The sequence below is a fragment of the Sphingobacteriaceae bacterium genome, assembly GCA_002319075.1.
In the GTDB taxonomy this organism is placed as follows: domain Bacteria; phylum Bacteroidota; class Bacteroidia; order B-17B0; family Aurantibacillaceae; genus Aurantibacillus.
Map to the genome: position 1 here is coordinate 166,798 of NVQB01000001.1, position 15,853 is coordinate 182,650.

The window sequence follows — 15,853 nt, forward strand, 5'->3', positions numbered from 1 at the left end:
AAAAATTAATAAGAATTTCTTTTGAGTTACTTTACTCCACCCATCAACTTCTTTACCACTGGAGAAATCACTATCAAAATAACTCCGGCAATTAAAGCATAAATAGCTAACTGTTTATAACCCTCCGCATAGATCATCAGCTTTTCAAGATTTGTAGAGTTCTCAGAGGCACTCGAAATGTTTGCGCCTAATAATCCGGCAAAGTACTGACCGTAAGCGCTTGCCAGAAACCACATACCCATAACTACGGCCTGTGTTTTTTGTGGCGAAAGTTTTGTCATTACCGACATACCAATCGGCGACAAGCATAACTCTCCAAAGGTTATGATAAACCAACCGAATGTGAAGATATTTAGAGATGTAACACCATTTGCATCGGCAAAAAACTTAGTATAATAAAAAATATAAAAACCAGCCGCCAAAAACAGAAAGGCCAGGCCGAATTTTACAATGGTGTTTGGCTCTAATTTAAGCTTGTTCAAACCAATCCACACCAGTCCTATTAAAGCGGCGAACACGATCACAAAAAAGGAATTGGCAGAGTTATTTACGCCATTAGGATCAAGGGTGAAACCCAGGACTTTGTTATCTAAATTACTGGCGGCAAACAAGCTTAATGAACCGCCACTCTGTTCGAAAAAGGCCCAGAAAAAAATCGAAAACACCATGAAAATAACTGCAGCAATCAACATCTTATTTTCGCGCCAGGTGAAATTTCGCATTTCGTAACCCAGATACAGTAATGATGCCGGACCAATAATATACATAAAGATGTCTGTGTATTCCTGGTTAGACACCAGCATCATAATAATTGGAACAAAAATCAGCGAGGCTATGAACGTACTGTACTCAAAAATCTTTCTTTTTCCATCTGTTAAATGCAATAAAGGAGAGAGGCCTATGCTACCCAATTTTTTTTGCGTTTGTGTAAAGGTTAGTAAACTAATCACCATAAACACAGCAGAGATTCCAAAAGCTACATTCCAGCGTAAATGCTCAGGAATAGATTCCGAAAAAATAAATCCTTTACCAACGGCAATACAAACGTAACCACCCAGCAAGGCTCCAAGATTAACACCGGCATAAAACATAGAGAAACCGGCATCGGTGCGACTATCTCCGGGCTTATATAAATTACCAACGATGGTAGAAATATTCGGTTTAAAGAAAGCCGTTCCAACAACATTTAAACTAATTCCCAAAAAGAAAAAAGCTTTTGGATCTATAGATAAAACAATACTACCAACAATCATTAATAAGCCTCCCCAAAAAAGAGAGCGGCGAAAACCCAAAATTTTGTCGGCTATTAAACCACCAATAAAAGTAAACGCATAAACATAGGCCTGCGAAGCTCCATACTGAAGATTCGCCGTCGTATCATCCATCGCTAGCTCTGTGGTCATAAAGAAAACCAGCATTCCCCGCATGCCATAGAAACTAAAACGCTCCCACATTTCACTGAAAAACAAAAACCACAATTGTTTCGGGTATTTGCCTTTAAAACTTTGTATCTCTTCTATTGTTTGCATTTGCTGTATTTTAAAAATCCCGATGCAGGCACCGGGATTTTAATTTTGTGATATAAATAATTACTAACTATGAAGTTCTGCAGGCGGAACTTCCGTATGGTGTTCGTTCATCATCTTTTTCAACCACGAACTTAACACAAATAAAATCGCGGCTGCAATTCCAGTCATAATAATAAAAACCATAAAAAATTCATAAAGGTTAGTAATTTGAAATCCGAAAAAAGAAGGATAAACAACTGGTACATTCGGATCTATATTTTCAGCAGAGGGTGGAATTAAGGCGCTTAAAGTTCCTGCAAATTTATTCGCAGCGGCATTAGCTAAAAACCAGGTTCCCATCATTAAAGAAGATAAACGTAAAGGTGCCAGCTTCGAAACCATGGATAAACCAATAGGTGACAAACAGAGTTCTCCCATAGAGTGAATGATGTAAAGTGAAACTAACCACCACATGCTTACTTTTTCTCCAAGACCTAAACCTTTAACAGCAATTGCTATAACAATATATCCTAAAGCAACTAAAGCTAAACCGTAAGCCATTTTGTAAGGTGATGAGGGTTCTAAACGTCTTTTATACAAGAAGCCCCAAATAATAGTAAAGATTGGAGCCAATGTAATTACAGCAAGCGGATTGATCGACTGAAAATAAGAAGCTGGCATTTCCCAACCAAAGATTGTTCTGTTAGTTTGTCTGTCAGCAAACAAAGTCAATGACGCTCCGGCTTGTTCAAACGCGCCCCAAAAGAAGATTACAAAAAATGCAAGAATAAAAATTACAATGATCCTGTTCCTTTCGAGTTTTGTAAGACTTTTATCCGTCAAAATGATTATTGGCATAACAATCATTGCTCCGTAAATAAAGTAGCTGATAATGTCTACATCGCTTTTAAACATTTGTTTAAAATTCAGCATAAAGAACACGATTCCAATAGAACCTATGATCATCAGGATACTTTTCATATCCAATTTCTTTACAGGCAAACCAATTTCTTTCCCTTCTTCAGAAATAAGGTATTTTTTTTGAAATAGTATAAAGGCGAGTAATCCAAGCAGCATGCCAACGCAAGCGGACAAAAAGCCCCATTTAAAATCCATAGATCCGCAAACAAGAGGAGAGAAAAAAGCTCCAAGATTGATCCCCATGTAAAAAATAGTGAAAGCACTGTCAATACGTCTGTCTCCCGCAGGATACAATTGACCAACCATGGTAGAAATATTCGGTTTAAAGAATCCGTTACCGATAATGATAGAGGTTAAACCCAGCCACATAATTGCTATTCCGCCATCTGCACCCGCAGAGGCACTTAGAAACATACAAAATTGACCGATAGCCATTAATAAACCTCCGATAACAATACTACGACGGTTTCCCAAATATTTGTCGCAAAGATAACCTCCTAAAAGTGGAGTCAGGTATACTAAGCCAGTGTAGCTTCCATAAATTTCTGAAGCATCAGAGTCTTTCAATAACAATACTTTAGTCATAAATAAAATGAAGATCGCCCTCATTCCATAATAACTAAAGCGCTCCCACATTTCAGTGAAAAATAAAAAATAGAGCCCTTTAGGATGCCCTTGTTTCTCGGTAGTTTGTTCCATATTTATTTTTTGTGTTAGGCGCCTAAAATAGGTCTTTTATTTAAAATAACAAACCCCCAACCGGGGGTTAATGTAAAAGGTAAAGGGTAAATGAAAGAGGTACAAGATTATGGAAAACTAATAATTTTGAGTACGACCATCACTCTTCCCGTTGCCATTTACCTTCGTTCATTGTAAATTCTAATATACGTGCTGCCCTCCATTAATACTGTAATTTGCTCCCGTAATAAAACTGGTTGCTTCGCTGGCTAAAAAACTCACTAAATGGGCTACTTCATGCGTGCCGCCAAGACGCCCCATTGGCACTTGCGCCACAATTTGCGCCAGTACTTTTTCAGGAACCGCCATCACCATATCCGTACCAATGTAGCCCGGAGAGATTGTATTTACTGTAATTCCGTATTTAGCCACTTCCATAGCCAATGATTTGGTGAAGCCATGCATCCCCGCTTTTGCGGCACTGTAATTGGTCTGTCCGAATTGTCCACGCTGACCATTCACCGAAGAAATATTTATAATACGTCCGAATTTTCTTTCAACCATGCCGTCTAAAACCTGGCGCGAACAATTAAATACGGAGGTTAGATTGGTTCCTATAACGGCATCCCAATCTTCTTTTTTCATGTTAATTAAACGACCATCGCGCGTGATACCAGCATTATTTACAAGCGTATCAATCGGACCTACTTCATTTTCTATCTTACGTATCATTTCCCCCGCACTGTCAAAATCACTTACATCTCCGTAAAACAATTTTATATCAAAGCCTTCAGCCTTCATATCTTCTAACCATTTGTCTGCCTTTTCTTTCGTGTGATAATTTCCCACTACGTGATACCCATCCTTTTGAAGGTGTTTACACATGGCCGTTCCCAGTCCGCCTGTTGCGCCAGTTACCAATACTACTCTTTTGTTCAACTTGTCCATACTTTTAATTTATAGGTTAATTATTAATTATCCGTTAGGGAACGGGAGAGAATTAAACTTCCAGGTAAAAAAATAGTCCTGGTACATTACCAGGACTATTTTTTAATTTCTAATTTTTTCTGTATTGAGAATTGTGGCTTCACCACTGGTACAAACAAGGCCGTCAGGATTTTTTATAAGCGTTTCCACTACCGCTCTGTTCTTATCTTTTATAAGTTCTTTAATAGTGAACTCCGCTTTATATGTAACGTCCACATACATCGGCTTTAAAAAATTTAAAGATTGTTTTAAATAAATAGTTCCTTCACCAGGAAATAAAGTTCCGAAAACCTTACTAAACAAGGCGGCACCCAGCATACCATGCATAACCGGCTTTCTGAATAATGTTTTTGCGGCGTAGGCAGGATCTGTATGCACAGGATTTTTATCACCTGTAACTTCCGCAAAACGGTTAACTTCTTCTTGAGAAAAACTGAATTCGTGTGTATAAACTTGATTTACTTCCAGCATATAGGGGGTTTTGATAAAATTAAAAGTAGTAATTCGATTATCAATTCCAAAATTATTTTTAATACTACCACTAAGGTACTTAAAGCATTAAGCATCACTGAGTGTCATTTCCCTTAATGTATCTTCGTGCCCTTAGTGTCTTAGTGGCTTAGTAGTTTAGTAGTTTAGTAGTTAGTAGTTAGTAGTTTAGTGGTTAAAAAAAGAAATCTTAACTTCGCACACTAATTAATTAGCCCCGGTTTCTCTAACACAAGCATTTGTGAAATCTGCGTTACCTGTGGCAAAAATATAACTGTATGACCTATCCGCAAATCATTTTAAATAAAGGAAAAGAATTCTCCATGCAACGCAAACACCCCTGGGTGTTTTCAGGCGCTATCAACAAAAAAGACGCTACCCTTCAGGATGGAGACCTGGTAGAAGTATACTCCAGTAAAAATGAATTTTTGGGCATTGGTTATTTTTCTAACGGTGGAAGCATCGCCGTTCGAATTATTTCTTTTGAGAAAACGACGATTGACGAAAATTTTTGGTTCGAGAAAATCAACAAGGCCTGGAACTACCGTCAGCATCTAACTATTTTAAACGAGCATACAAATGTTTGCCGTTTATTTTTTGGAGAAGGCGATGGTGTACCGGGATTGATTTTGGATTATTATGCAGGACACGTTGTTGTTCAGGCTCATTCCTGGGGAGTTTACCTTCAAAAAGATAATATTACTGAAGCCATAAAAAGAACTTTAGGTGACTCTCTGAAAAGCATCTACGATAAAAGCGCTGAAACTTTATCGAAACATTTTGCAGGGAAAACCGAAAACGGATTTTTATTCGGATCGGAAGAAGAAATTATCGTTAAAGAAAATGACCATCTTTTTAAAATCGATTTCATCAACGGACAAAAAACGGGTTTCTTTATCGATCAACGCGATAACCGCAAACTCCTTGGAGACTACAGTAAAAATAAAACTGTTTTAAACACTTTTTCTTATACGGGTGGATTCTCTGTATACGCAGCAGCTGCTGGAGCTAGTCGAGTAGACTCTGTTGACGTGAGTGCTCCTGCAATTGCACTTTGTGACCAGAACATTACTTTAAACAACTGCAAGAATCACGAGAGTTATGCTATAGACACCTTTGAATTTTTAAAAGATAAAAAAGATGTTTACGATGTTATTGTATTAGATCCTCCGGCTTTTGCTAAGAGTCGCGATGCTAAACACCACGCGGTGATCGGATACAAAAGATTAAACACAATGGCCATGAAACTCATTAAAAAGAATGGGATCATCTTTACGTTTAGCTGCAGTGGCGTGGTCGACAAAATGCTCTTTTATAACACAATTACTTCTGCCGCTTTAGAAGCAGGAAGGAATATTAAAGTACTTCATTATTTATATCAACCTGCCGACCATCCAGTAACGCCTTTCTTTGCCGAAGGGGAATACCTTAAGGGAATGGTGCTTTGGGTAGAATAAAATTTATACTTACTAATTTAGTGCTTATACAGCCATAGCTACCTGTCTACCTACCCCTTACGTCTATTGACTATAAACTAGTGACTACGGCCTATTGACTTTCAACTATTGGCTATAGACTTTCAACTATTGACTTTCTCCATATTGACTAATTTTAGCATTTGTATTGGCATGCAAGCAAAAGAACCCGTAAATTTGCCCCATGATTTTAAGCGAACACCATCCACAAAGTCTTCTCGCAAATTCTTCTTATTCTCCCGAATTAAAAGCCATTGCAGAAAAAGTTTTTAACGGCGAACGCATCACCTTTGATGAAGGCGTTACTTTATATAAAAAAGCCGAACTTGGATTTTTAGGAGTACTTGCTAATTATGTGCGCGAGAAAAAAAGCGGTAACTATGTTTATTTTAATCACAATTTCCACGTAGAGCCTACTAACGTTTGCGTCTACTCCTGCTCTTTCTGTTCATATTCACGTTTGATAAAAAATCGTGATCAGGGCTGGGAACTATCCGTTGACCAGATCATGAACATCATTAAGGGTTACGACAACCAGGCTGTTACAGAAGTTCACATTACCGGCGGCGTAGTCCCTAAACAGGACCTTGCTTTTTATACCGAATTATTTCAAAAAATCAAGGCACACCGTCCTGATTTGCATATCAAAGCATTAACCCCAGTTGAGTTCCACTATATTTTTAAAAAAGCAAAACTAACTTACGAAGAAGGTTTGAAAATTTTTAAAGAAGCAGGACTGGATAGTCTGCCCGGTGGAGGCGCAGAAATTTTTGATAAAGACATTCGCGATAAAATTGCCGGTGGAAAATGTACTTCTGAAGAATGGTTGTCTCTTCACGAGATCTGGCACAAGATGGGCAATCAAAGTAATGCCACCATGTTATACGGCCACATAGAAACCTTCGAACACCGCATTGATCATATGAACCGTCTTCGCGAATTGCAGGACAGAACACATGGCTTTAACGCATTCATTCCTCTTAAATTTCGCAATAAGGAAAATGAAATGGCCAACGTGCCTGAAGTAAGTGTGATTGAAGATTTAAGGAACTACGCCGTGGCGAGAATTTACCTTGATAATTTCCCGCACATCAAAGCCTATTGGGCAATGATTGGAAGAAATACAGCACAATTGTCTCTGAATTTTGGCACCGACGACCTTGACGGAACGATAGATGACACAACTAAAATATACAGCATGGCCGGTTCTGAAGAGCAGAATCCAAAACTCTCTACACAGGAACTGGTAGACCTGATTAAATCCGTTGGCAAAACACCTGTTCAACGCGACACTCTTTATAACGTTGTAAAAGAATATTCGGAAGCATAAAAAAGAAAAGGATTATCCTTATTTTTATAGCCAGATTATTCACACACACATTTTACAATGAAAAAACTATTTACTCTCTCGCTAATATTTTTAGCGGTTCAATTTTTTAATGCACAGGATTCTATCCGTCCACAGGTACGCGATACATCGTGGAAATTTTCAGGATTTTTCGGATTAAATGCAAGCCAGACAACCCTAAGCAATTGGCAAGGTGGAGGACAAAACAACGTTGCCATAAACGGAATTTTCAATTATCAGGCAGTCTACAAAAGGGATGCTTTTGAAGAATGGACGAATAAAATAGATGCTCAATACGGTATTTTCAGACCAGGACAAGCCGGTTTCCGTAAAAACATCGATCAACTTTTCGCGCTTTCTAAATATGAAATCCTGGCTTTTAAAAAGGTATATTTCTACACAGCGCAGGCCGATTACCGCACTCAGTTTGCACCAGGTTACAAATATGCAGGCGACACTATCCAGGGACGTGCTACTTCAGATTTTAATTCGCCAGGCTACATTCAATTAGCATTAGGTCTTTCTTATAAACCGAAAGACTATTTCTCAATAACTGTTGCACCCCTGGCAGGAAAAATTACCTTAGTGAACCGTCAATATTTAGCAGATGCCGGTGAATATGGTGTTGAGCCCGCCAAATATGACGAGGCTGGTAATATGACTGAAAAAGGCAAGAGAATGCGTTATGAATTTGGGGGAAGGATCATTGTAAAATTTAAAAAAGATATATTTAAGAATGTAAACCTCGATTCTTATTTGGACCTCTTTTCTAATTACACAGATCATCCACAAAACATCGACGTGATTTTTAATAATCTTATAACGATGAAAATCAATAAATATTTCTCTGCGAGTCTTATCTGCCAAATGATCTACGATGATGATATCACTGTAAAACGTTATAGCACAACTTTTAATGCGAAAGATAATATTGATGGGCCAAGACTTCAAACCCTTACAACCCTGGGCGTAGGCTTCGGCTACAAATTCTAAAGTTTGTATGCGCTTTATTATTTGCATATTTCTGGTTCTTTCTTATGCAGGTACAGCGCAGGATAACACTTCTGTTTTTTCACTTAAACCCTCTTTGGGTTTAAATGCCTGCCAGGTGCATGGCGATAATTACAGCGGCTATAAAAAGCTGGGTATTTTCGCTGGGATGGCGGTGAACGCGAAAATTAACGAAAGGTTAAGTTTCGAACTGGGATTCTATTTCTCGCAAAAGGGCGCACGTAAAAATCCAAACAAATACGATTTAAATTATTATCGTCTGAATCTTAATTACATTGATCTTCCTCTGTCTTTGAGGTATATGCTCAACAAGCGTTATTTTATTACCCTCGGACCTTCCCTTGCTTATCTTATAAATTATAACGAGGATATTAATTACTCCAACTTTACAGGCATGTATACTTTTAAGAAATATGAGATGGGCGTGAATATTGGTTTGGGAAGAACCGTAATTCGAAATCTAAGTGTGGAAGTACGTTGCTCCAATTCAATTACTGCGATCCGCGAGTATGGAATTGCCTCCAGTGTTTACTATTCAAATCCGGTGGCACGCTTTTTTAATAAAGGTTTTTACAACAATATCCTTACTTTAATGTTATCTTATAAGTTAGGCAAGACAAACCAAAGTGAAAATCCATAAACAAAAAATAGCAATAGCAGTAACCGGCGCAAGTGGCAGCATTTATGCAAAAGTATTATTGGATAAAATTTCTAAACTTTCTGAGCAGATCGAAGAAGTAAGTCTTGTTTTTAGTGATAACGCTAAGGATGTCTGGAATCTGGAATTAGGCAACCGCGATTACGAAAACTATAAATTCAAAACCTACGCGAAGAACGATTTTTTTTCCCCCATTGCCTCTGGATCTGCAAGATATACCACTTTAATTATCTGCCCCTGTAGTATGGGAACACTAGCCCGCATTGCATCGGGCATCAGTAACGATTTAATTACCCGTGCCGCAGACGTAATACTTAAGGAGCGTCGCAAATTAATTCTGGTAACGCGTGACACACCTTTAAGTTTGATTCATATCAACAATATGAGAACCGTTACAGAAGCCGGCGCCATTGTTTGTCCGGCATCGCCTTCTTTTTACTCCAATCCCAAAACCTTTGAAGAATTAGCGGCTACGGTTGTAGACAGAATTATCGATCTGGCAGGACTTCAGCAGGATTCCTTCCGTTGGGGAGAAAAATAAAGGGATCACCACAATCAGACATCCCTAATTCTATCAGTGCAAGCCTCTTCATCTCACGGTAAAACGCGTCTAATCTATAAGGGCTAAAAACCTATGTTAAAGCGCAAACACCCCCTATAATTTTTTCTGTATATCTACGTTAACAGAAAAAACATTCTCCATGTCAAAAACCCTTAAGATTATTTCACTATCGCTTATCAGCACTGTATTAGTGGCGGCTCTCGGATACTTCGGATTTCGCCAGTTCGCCCACTCCATCTACCTTCAGCGGACATGCGAATGGGCTAACATTGATAATCTTGAAATGCACACAGGCATAGACATTCCTAAAATAAAAAGCAGTGAGTGTAAATATGAAAAGGCTCAAAACACAAAATTAGCCCGTTTCGACCTTGATAAAAGTGTGGAAATGAACGCTTATCTCCAGCGAAATAAATTTAAAAAATTAGAGAAATTGACAGGAATTGATTTTGGGACCTTTTTAGATGGAGCACAGATCAACACAAGTCTAAGTCAGACATCTGAACTCTACTACATGGAAGGTTTTTATGAGACAGAAAACTGGAAAGGTCTACTTGATAAATCAACCGGTAAACTTTGGATAACACTTAAATACAAGGATTAAAAAATAACGGTAAAGTAATCTGTTGTTAGATATGTATGCAAGGGGCACGATAGAAAATACATCTTACTAGGAACTCTGCACTACCAACTTCCTCCTGATCCGCCACCGCCAAAACTACCCCCGCCAAAGCCTCCAAACCCACCTCCTGAAGAACCGCCACCGCCAAAGCCTCCGCCACCGCGACCGCTACCACCAAGCATGCTACCCCAAAAAAGAGCGCTGCCGGCACTTGAAAATGTACGACCACCGCGACCACCGCCGCCAAACATGCTTCTTAAAAGAATAATTACCACAATAACAATAATGATAAGCGCCAGGGGTGTTTTACCTTTTCCACCTCTTTCACGGGTATAATCCTTCACATTGATCTCGCCCTTTGCAAGTTTCATCAGGACATCTGTTCCGTTGTCAAGTGCCTTAAAGTATTCGCCGTTTTTTAAATAGGGAGTAATTTCATTGTCGCGAATTTTTTTAGTCGCTAAATCAGGAATAGCACCTTCAAGACCTTGTCCTGTAGCAATAAATAAGCTACGTCCTCCATCAGCTTCAGTTGGTTTAATAAGAATAACAATACCATTGTCTTTATCCGCTTTACCAACTCCCCAGGTATTACCAATTTTAAATGCGTAAGAAGAAGCATCCAGACCATTAAGATCATCAACAATCACCACTACAATTTGATTGGAGGTTTCGTTACTAAACACTTCCAGCTTCTCTTCTAACTGAGCCGCTTCTGAAGCGTTTAAAAAATCCGGAAACTCTTTTGAGAGATTGTTATATAAACGAGGTGGATTCGGACGTTCAGCTACCTGCGAATTCAGTATTCCTGCAAAAATGATAGAAAGAAAAATCAGTATTTTTTTCATGATTAAAAAGAAATGCTGTTACTTAATTCGTTTTTATCATCGTCTTTTAACGGAAAAAATTTACCGAGCTGTTTTCCACATTCTACTATAGCTCCACACAATGCCTCGGCTTTTTTATCCGCTTTAAATTGCAGAATCAGATTTGCCACAAGCTTGTCCCAGTAGTCTGTTCCAAGTTTTTCATGAATTCCGGCATCACCAATAATAGCTACCTTTTTACTTAGTGTTGCCATATAGATAAGTACCCCATTTTTCTCTGCCGTATTTTGCATGCCCAATTTTTCGAAAACTTTTTGCGCCGTCTTAACTTCATTACCAAAACAAAAATTTTCCATGTGAAGGCGAATTTCGCCACTGGTATGTAATTCTGCTTGCGTAATGGCATCAATAAGAGATTGCTGCTCTTGTTCTGTAAAAAAATTACGGGCTGTTGGCATAGCTGATTATTTTGCTTCGCTGAAATCTACTTTAGGAGCATTTTCAGATCCTGCACTTTCTTTGAAAGGCTCTTTCTTAGGAAAAGTTTCTTTGTTTAAAAACATGCTATTAATAAACCCACGAATGTGAGAGTTATATTCTTTTACCGATTCGTTATAATTCTCACGGGCAACAGCAATTCTGTTTTCTGTACCTTCTAATTGCGTTTGAAGTCCTGCGAAATTTTCAGTAGAACGAATTTGCGGATAAGCTTCAAAAGCGAGGTTGATCGCTGTATTGATTTTTTTACCAGCTATGTCCATATCTTCAGGAGTTTTAGCAGCTACAATTCCAGCACGTGCCTGAGTTACTTCAGTAAGAATTCCCCTTTCATTAGCTGCAGCTCCTTTTACAGTTGCTACTAATTGTGGAATTAAATCCGCTCTGCGCTGATACGTTGCGCCTACATCGCCCCATTTTTCGTCAACATTTTCCTGGTAACTTACAGCAGTGTTATAAGAACTTCTGTACATCATAAAAACAATAAATGCGAATAAGAGTACACCTCCTATTATTAATACACCTTTTTTCATTTTATTTTAAATTTTAATGTAAATGTAATATTAAAATCGCACCTCGATCAAAAGCATTAACAATAATTCTATCTTTAGATCGACCTTTCGGATGAGGGGCTCATTTTAATTATGAATGTGCTTTTTCCCTGAGGAAAATTCATCTAAATTTCCATTTTGTAACGGTATGATTTTTAGAGCACTCTGTAAATGAAAAAGTACTTAAAGGCAGAAGAACTTCAACTTGTTTTTAGTGGCAATAATTATTTTGACCTGCTACACGAAATCATCGATAACAGCAAAGAAATTCTTCAGCTTCAAACCTATATATTTGAAAGCGACGAAACCGGCCTTAAAGTGATTGCTTCTCTAAAAAAGGCTGCTGCGCGGGGTGTGAAAGTAATTGTGCTGGCGGATGCTTACGGATCTTTTCCTTTTAATAAAGATTCTGAACGCGAACTAAAATCGGCAGGAATACAGTTCCGCCTGTACTCGCCGCTTTTTTCTTCTGAAAGTGCTTTTTTTGGCAGAAGATTGCATCATAAAATTGTTGTTGCTGATAAAAAAATAGGGATGATTGGAGGCATTAATGTTGCTAACAAATACAACGTCAATAAAGATGAAGCCACTTGGTTAGACTACGGTGTGCTGGTAAAAGGACAAGTTTGCGAATACCTCGATTTACTTTGTGAGCAGGTTTACGATAAAAGAAAAAGAAGCAAACTGCAAGGCTGGGAATTAAAAAAGCAAGATCCTGTACCTGGAGATTCTCTCATTCGCTTTCGTCGCAACGACTTTATTAAAAGCAGAAACGAAATACACCAGAGTTACCTCGAGAGTATTAAACACGCGAAAACATCTATAACAATTGTAGCTAGTTACTTTTTACCTGGAAATAATTTCCGGCGTCTGCTCCGGCAAGCTTCTGCACGCGGAGTAAAAATCCGTATAATTCTTGCAGGTATTTCAGATGTAAACTCTGTTAAACTGGCGCAGGAATACCTCTACGAATTTTACCTGACTCATAACATTCAACTTTTCGAATGGCAAAATTCTGTATTGCATGGTAAAGCTATGATGATTGACGATAAGTGGATCACCATTGGTTCTTACAACCTTAATTTTTTAAGTCATTACATTAGCATAGAATTAAACGCCGACATTATCGATGAAAAAGTCATTCAGGATTTTTCGAAGCATATAGAAACCATCATTCAACAGAGTTGTTCGAAGGTTGAGCTCAAAAACGTAAAACGAAAAGCAACTTACTTCGGAAAATTAAAAATGAAAGCTGCCTATCTTTTCCACAGAACACTCATGAATGTAGTAATGATGAGTAAAAAACACAAAAAATAAAATAACATGGATACACTCACGCACACCGTTCTTGGCGCCTGTTTAGGGGAAGTTATAGCCGGAAAAAAACTGGGCAAAAAAGCTATGCTTATCGGAGCGCTGGCGAATAATCTTCCAGATATTGATGTGCTAACTTCTTTGTGGACCGGCCCGGCGAAAGAACTGCTTGTTCATCGCGGCATCACACATTCTATTTTGTTTGCCCTGGTAGTCTCACCACTGTTAGCCTATGCTTTTCAAAAAACGCTTCGAACCTACGATGTCTCTTTTAAACGTTGGTTAGTTTTGATTGGAAGTGGCTTATTCATTCATATTATAATGGACGCCTTCACCACCTATGGCACAGGTTGGTTTGAACCATTTAATCATTATAGGGTTAGTTTTAATACACTTTTTATTTTAGATCCTTTTTTATCGGTGTCTATGCTGATTGGTTCAGTTATTTTATTGATCGTTAAACGTACAAGGTATCCTTCGCGAACAAGAATCGCCGTAATAGCGCTTAGTATAACAGTTCTCTATCTGGTAACCACTATTTTTATAAAGCTTCATGTTAATGGTGTAATCGAAAAAGACCTCACTAGTCAAAATATTCCTCACCAGGAATTTATGGCCACTCCTACCCCACTTAACACTATGCTTTGGTATTCGGCTGTTAAAAGTGGAGATAATTTTTACGTGGGGTATTACTCCATCTTTGATAAACATCCAAAACTCAGATGGGAATTTTTTGAAAAAAGAGATTCTCTGCTTCATACATTAACAGCAAACGAAGACGTAAACTACTTAAGACAATTTTCTAAACATTATTACTGTGTTAGTAAACAAGACAGTGTGCTAAATTTCAGCGACATCCGTTTCGGCCAGATTGGCGGTTGGTATACACCTCAGGCTCCTTTTGTTTTTAATTTCGATTTACATCTTAAAAAAGGAAATGAAATTAATTTACAGCAAGGACGATTTAAATCGGTTAGTGCTAAAGAAATGGGCTACCTGATTGATCGGATTAAAGGGGTTGAAAACTGATCGCCCGACCCACGCTGATCTCACAAATTTCGCCGCACTGCACCCCTGAAATTTAATTTAATTTAATTCGCTGGAGCTAATGATCTACGTATAGATTACAAAAACTCGTACTCGATTGACATCAGGTAAACTTATCTACGAAATTATACTCGCCATAGGCGAAATATTCTCCTTGAAAAAAAATCGGTTAAATCCGTGAAATCTGCGTCCAACCAATTGAGTAGAATAGATCCCAAATTTTTAGTCGAAAGACTGCGATGCCTTTTTCGAAAGTTCCACCAGCATCTCGTACTGCTGCGGCGAAAGATCATTGTAGTAATAGTTGATTGGATTTACTTTCTCACCATTACGAATAACTTCATAGTGAATGTGCGGAGCAGTGCTCAAACCCGTACTTCCCACATACCCGATCAATTGTCCCCGGCTAATTTTTTGCCCCGTTTTTACCGCAAGGCGGCTCATGTGGCCATATAACGTTTGATATCCAAAACCATGATTAATAACCACGTGATTACCGTAACCTTGAGCTAAATTGTCAGCGCGATCTACCACACCATCGCCGGTTGCATAAATGAGAGTTCCTTGTTCAGCAGAAAAATCCATTCCAGGATGAAACTCCTGCGTTTTGTAGATTGGATGGGTTCTCCAGCCAAAACCGCTAGTTACCGCATGGGCCAGATCTTTTTGATTGATGGGCATAATAGCGGGGATTGACGCTACAAGTTTTTCTTTGTTTTTGGCAAGATTTACCACTTCATCAAACGACTTTGACTGCACATAAATTTGTTTCGAAATCCTATCCATTCGCTCAGTAGCAGACTTCAAAAGATCTGCATTGTCGTAACTGTCAAAAATAGAATACTTGTCACTCCCTCCCGAACCACCGTATCGCATAGATTTCGGTAAAGGATCACTCTCAAAAATGGCTCTGTAAATATTGTCGTCGCGGTCTTCAAGGTCCTTTAAAACCTGTTCGGCCTGATTCATTTTTTTATTCAATAATTCGTATTGCAAACGCAGCGCCTCAATTTCACGCTTTCCTTTTTTCTCTGTGGGAGAAGGTAAAAATTGCCGTGCCAAACCAATAGTAATAGTCGCAAATACTAATCCCGTAGCTACATACGACAAAAACTGCCAGAAACGCTGACGAAAAGTAATCTTTACTTTTTCGTAGGTCAATGACTTTGTATTGAATCTATATTTAACTTTTGACATTAGTAAGCCTTAAATATAAGGATTAAAATAAAAAATAGCGACAAAAAAAGAGTCTCCCCATTTCCTGCTTTTTAGCAATAATTCAGAAGTCTGCACGAAGATGAACTGTAGAGATTTTGGCTGAAATCTTGTAAACTATTGCTTTAAAAAGCTAAGAGTT

At 38.4% G+C, this 15,853-nt stretch carries 16 protein-coding genes; 8 read left to right on the top strand and 8 right to left on the bottom strand.

The genetic code is table 11. The features are described from left to right. Positions 1–26: 26 nt before the first annotated feature. The 4 genes from CNR22_00750 to CNR22_00765 all read right to left on the bottom strand — a co-directional run bounded on the left by CNR22_00750 (position 27) and on the right by CNR22_00765 (position 4,565). Entirely contained in the window at positions 27–1,529 is a 1,503-nt protein-coding gene (locus tag CNR22_00750) for an MFS transporter (GenBank protein PBQ30349.1), read from the bottom strand. Positions 1,530–1,592: 63 nt separating this feature from the next. After that, entirely contained in the window at positions 1,593–3,128 is a 1,536-nt protein-coding gene (locus CNR22_00755) for an MFS transporter (GenBank protein PBQ30350.1), read from the bottom strand. Positions 3,129–3,308: 180 nt separating this feature from the next. Continuing rightward, positions 3,309–4,055 (bottom strand): beta-ketoacyl-ACP reductase, encoded by a 747-nt coding sequence (locus CNR22_00760; GenBank protein PBQ30351.1) that lies wholly within the window; start codon positions 4,053–4,055, stop codon positions 3,309–3,311. A 102-nt stretch (positions 4,056–4,157) separates the two neighbouring features. Further along, positions 4,158–4,565, bottom strand: coding sequence for a dehydrogenase (locus tag CNR22_00765; protein ID PBQ30352.1), 408 nt, complete (start codon positions 4,563–4,565; stop codon positions 4,158–4,160). A 296-nt stretch (positions 4,566–4,861) separates the two neighbouring features. Between CNR22_00765 and CNR22_00770 the strand changes: the two genes are divergently transcribed. The 6 genes from CNR22_00770 (at position 4,862) to CNR22_00795 (ending at position 10,241) form a co-directional block, all read left to right on the top strand. Further along, positions 4,862–6,040 (top strand): RlmI/RlmK family 23S rRNA methyltransferase, encoded by a 1,179-nt coding sequence (locus CNR22_00770; protein PBQ30353.1) that lies wholly within the window; start codon positions 4,862–4,864, stop codon positions 6,038–6,040. A gap of 202 nt (positions 6,041–6,242) precedes the next feature. Next, a complete protein-coding gene (locus CNR22_00775) occupies positions 6,243–7,388 on the top strand; it encodes an aminofutalosine synthase MqnE (GenBank protein ID PBQ30354.1) in 1,146 nt (381 codons plus the stop codon). A gap of 57 nt (positions 7,389–7,445) precedes the next feature. Next, the gene (locus CNR22_00780; GenBank protein PBQ30355.1) at positions 7,446–8,399 is read left to right on the top strand and encodes a hypothetical protein; all 954 of its coding nucleotides are present in this window, start codon (positions 7,446–7,448) and stop codon (positions 8,397–8,399) included. A gap of 7 nt (positions 8,400–8,406) precedes the next feature. Further along, positions 8,407–9,057: a hypothetical protein gene (locus tag CNR22_00785; protein PBQ30356.1), complete on the top strand. Its 651-nt coding sequence runs from the start codon at positions 8,407–8,409 to the stop codon at positions 9,055–9,057. Then, positions 9,050–9,616: a 3-octaprenyl-4-hydroxybenzoate carboxy-lyase gene (locus CNR22_00790; GenBank protein ID PBQ34782.1), complete on the top strand. Its 567-nt coding sequence runs from the start codon at positions 9,050–9,052 to the stop codon at positions 9,614–9,616. The genes CNR22_00785 and CNR22_00790 overlap by 8 nt, the downstream gene beginning before the upstream one ends. A gap of 160 nt (positions 9,617–9,776) precedes the next feature. Continuing rightward, entirely contained in the window at positions 9,777–10,241 is a 465-nt protein-coding gene (locus tag CNR22_00795) for a hypothetical protein (protein ID PBQ30357.1), read from the top strand. An 80-nt stretch (positions 10,242–10,321) separates the two neighbouring features. On the opposite strand, the gene CNR22_00800 is transcribed toward CNR22_00795, so the two are convergent. The 3 genes from CNR22_00800 to CNR22_00810 are packed head-to-tail and all read right to left on the bottom strand — an operon-like array spanning position 10,322 to position 12,117. Then, positions 10,322–11,107, bottom strand: coding sequence for a methanol dehydrogenase (locus CNR22_00800; protein ID PBQ30358.1), 786 nt, complete (start codon positions 11,105–11,107; stop codon positions 10,322–10,324). Positions 11,108–11,109: 2 nt separating this feature from the next. Further along, positions 11,110–11,544 carry a hypothetical protein gene (locus CNR22_00805; protein PBQ30359.1) on the bottom strand — a complete coding sequence of 145 codons (435 nt, stop codon included), beginning with the start codon at positions 11,542–11,544 and terminating at the stop codon, positions 11,110–11,112. A gap of 6 nt (positions 11,545–11,550) precedes the next feature. Beyond that, positions 11,551–12,117 carry a LemA family protein gene (locus tag CNR22_00810; protein PBQ30360.1) on the bottom strand — a complete coding sequence of 189 codons (567 nt, stop codon included), beginning with the start codon at positions 12,115–12,117 and terminating at the stop codon, positions 11,551–11,553. Between the two features lie 189 nt (positions 12,118–12,306). Between CNR22_00810 and CNR22_00815 the strand changes: the two genes are divergently transcribed. Then, positions 12,307–13,452: a hypothetical protein gene (locus CNR22_00815; protein ID PBQ30361.1), complete on the top strand. Its 1,146-nt coding sequence runs from the start codon at positions 12,307–12,309 to the stop codon at positions 13,450–13,452. 6 nt (positions 13,453–13,458) lie between these two features. Then, positions 13,459–14,478 carry a hypothetical protein gene (locus CNR22_00820; GenBank protein ID PBQ30362.1) on the top strand — a complete coding sequence of 340 codons (1,020 nt, stop codon included), beginning with the start codon at positions 13,459–13,461 and terminating at the stop codon, positions 14,476–14,478. Between the two features lie 240 nt (positions 14,479–14,718). Here CNR22_00820 and CNR22_00825 read toward each other — a convergent pair whose 3' ends face one another. Further along, positions 14,719–15,693: a peptidase M23 gene (locus CNR22_00825; protein ID PBQ30363.1), complete on the bottom strand. Its 975-nt coding sequence runs from the start codon at positions 15,691–15,693 to the stop codon at positions 14,719–14,721. Positions 15,694–15,853: the final 160 nt, after the last annotated feature.

Coding starts and splice junctions, on each gene's coding strand:
- CNR22_00775 (PBQ30354.1), top strand. CDS start 6,243: ATGATTTTAAGCGAACACCATCCACAAAGTCTTCTCGCAAATTCTTCT.
- CNR22_00760 (PBQ30351.1), bottom strand. CDS start 4,055: ATGGACAAGTTGAACAAAAGAGTAGTATTGGTAACTGGCGCAACAGGC.
- CNR22_00765 (PBQ30352.1), bottom strand. CDS start 4,565: ATGCTGGAAGTAAATCAAGTTTATACACACGAATTCAGTTTTTCTCAA.
- CNR22_00755 (PBQ30350.1), bottom strand. CDS start 3,128: ATGGAACAAACTACCGAGAAACAAGGGCATCCTAAAGGGCTCTATTTT.
- CNR22_00785 (PBQ30356.1), top strand. CDS start 8,407: ATGCGCTTTATTATTTGCATATTTCTGGTTCTTTCTTATGCAGGTACA.
- CNR22_00815 (PBQ30361.1), top strand. CDS start 12,307: ATGAAAAAGTACTTAAAGGCAGAAGAACTTCAACTTGTTTTTAGTGGC.
- CNR22_00825 (PBQ30363.1), bottom strand. CDS start 15,693: ATGTCAAAAGTTAAATATAGATTCAATACAAAGTCATTGACCTACGAA.
- CNR22_00750 (PBQ30349.1), bottom strand. CDS start 1,529: ATGCAAACAATAGAAGAGATACAAAGTTTTAAAGGCAAATACCCGAAA.
- CNR22_00810 (PBQ30360.1), bottom strand. CDS start 12,117: ATGAAAAAAGGTGTATTAATAATAGGAGGTGTACTCTTATTCGCATTT.
- CNR22_00800 (PBQ30358.1), bottom strand. CDS start 11,107: ATGAAAAAAATACTGATTTTTCTTTCTATCATTTTTGCAGGAATACTG.
- CNR22_00820 (PBQ30362.1), top strand. CDS start 13,459: ATGGATACACTCACGCACACCGTTCTTGGCGCCTGTTTAGGGGAAGTT.
- CNR22_00780 (PBQ30355.1), top strand. CDS start 7,446: ATGAAAAAACTATTTACTCTCTCGCTAATATTTTTAGCGGTTCAATTT.
- CNR22_00770 (PBQ30353.1), top strand. CDS start 4,862: ATGACCTATCCGCAAATCATTTTAAATAAAGGAAAAGAATTCTCCATG.
- CNR22_00795 (PBQ30357.1), top strand. CDS start 9,777: ATGTCAAAAACCCTTAAGATTATTTCACTATCGCTTATCAGCACTGTA.
- CNR22_00805 (PBQ30359.1), bottom strand. CDS start 11,544: ATGCCAACAGCCCGTAATTTTTTTACAGAACAAGAGCAGCAATCTCTT.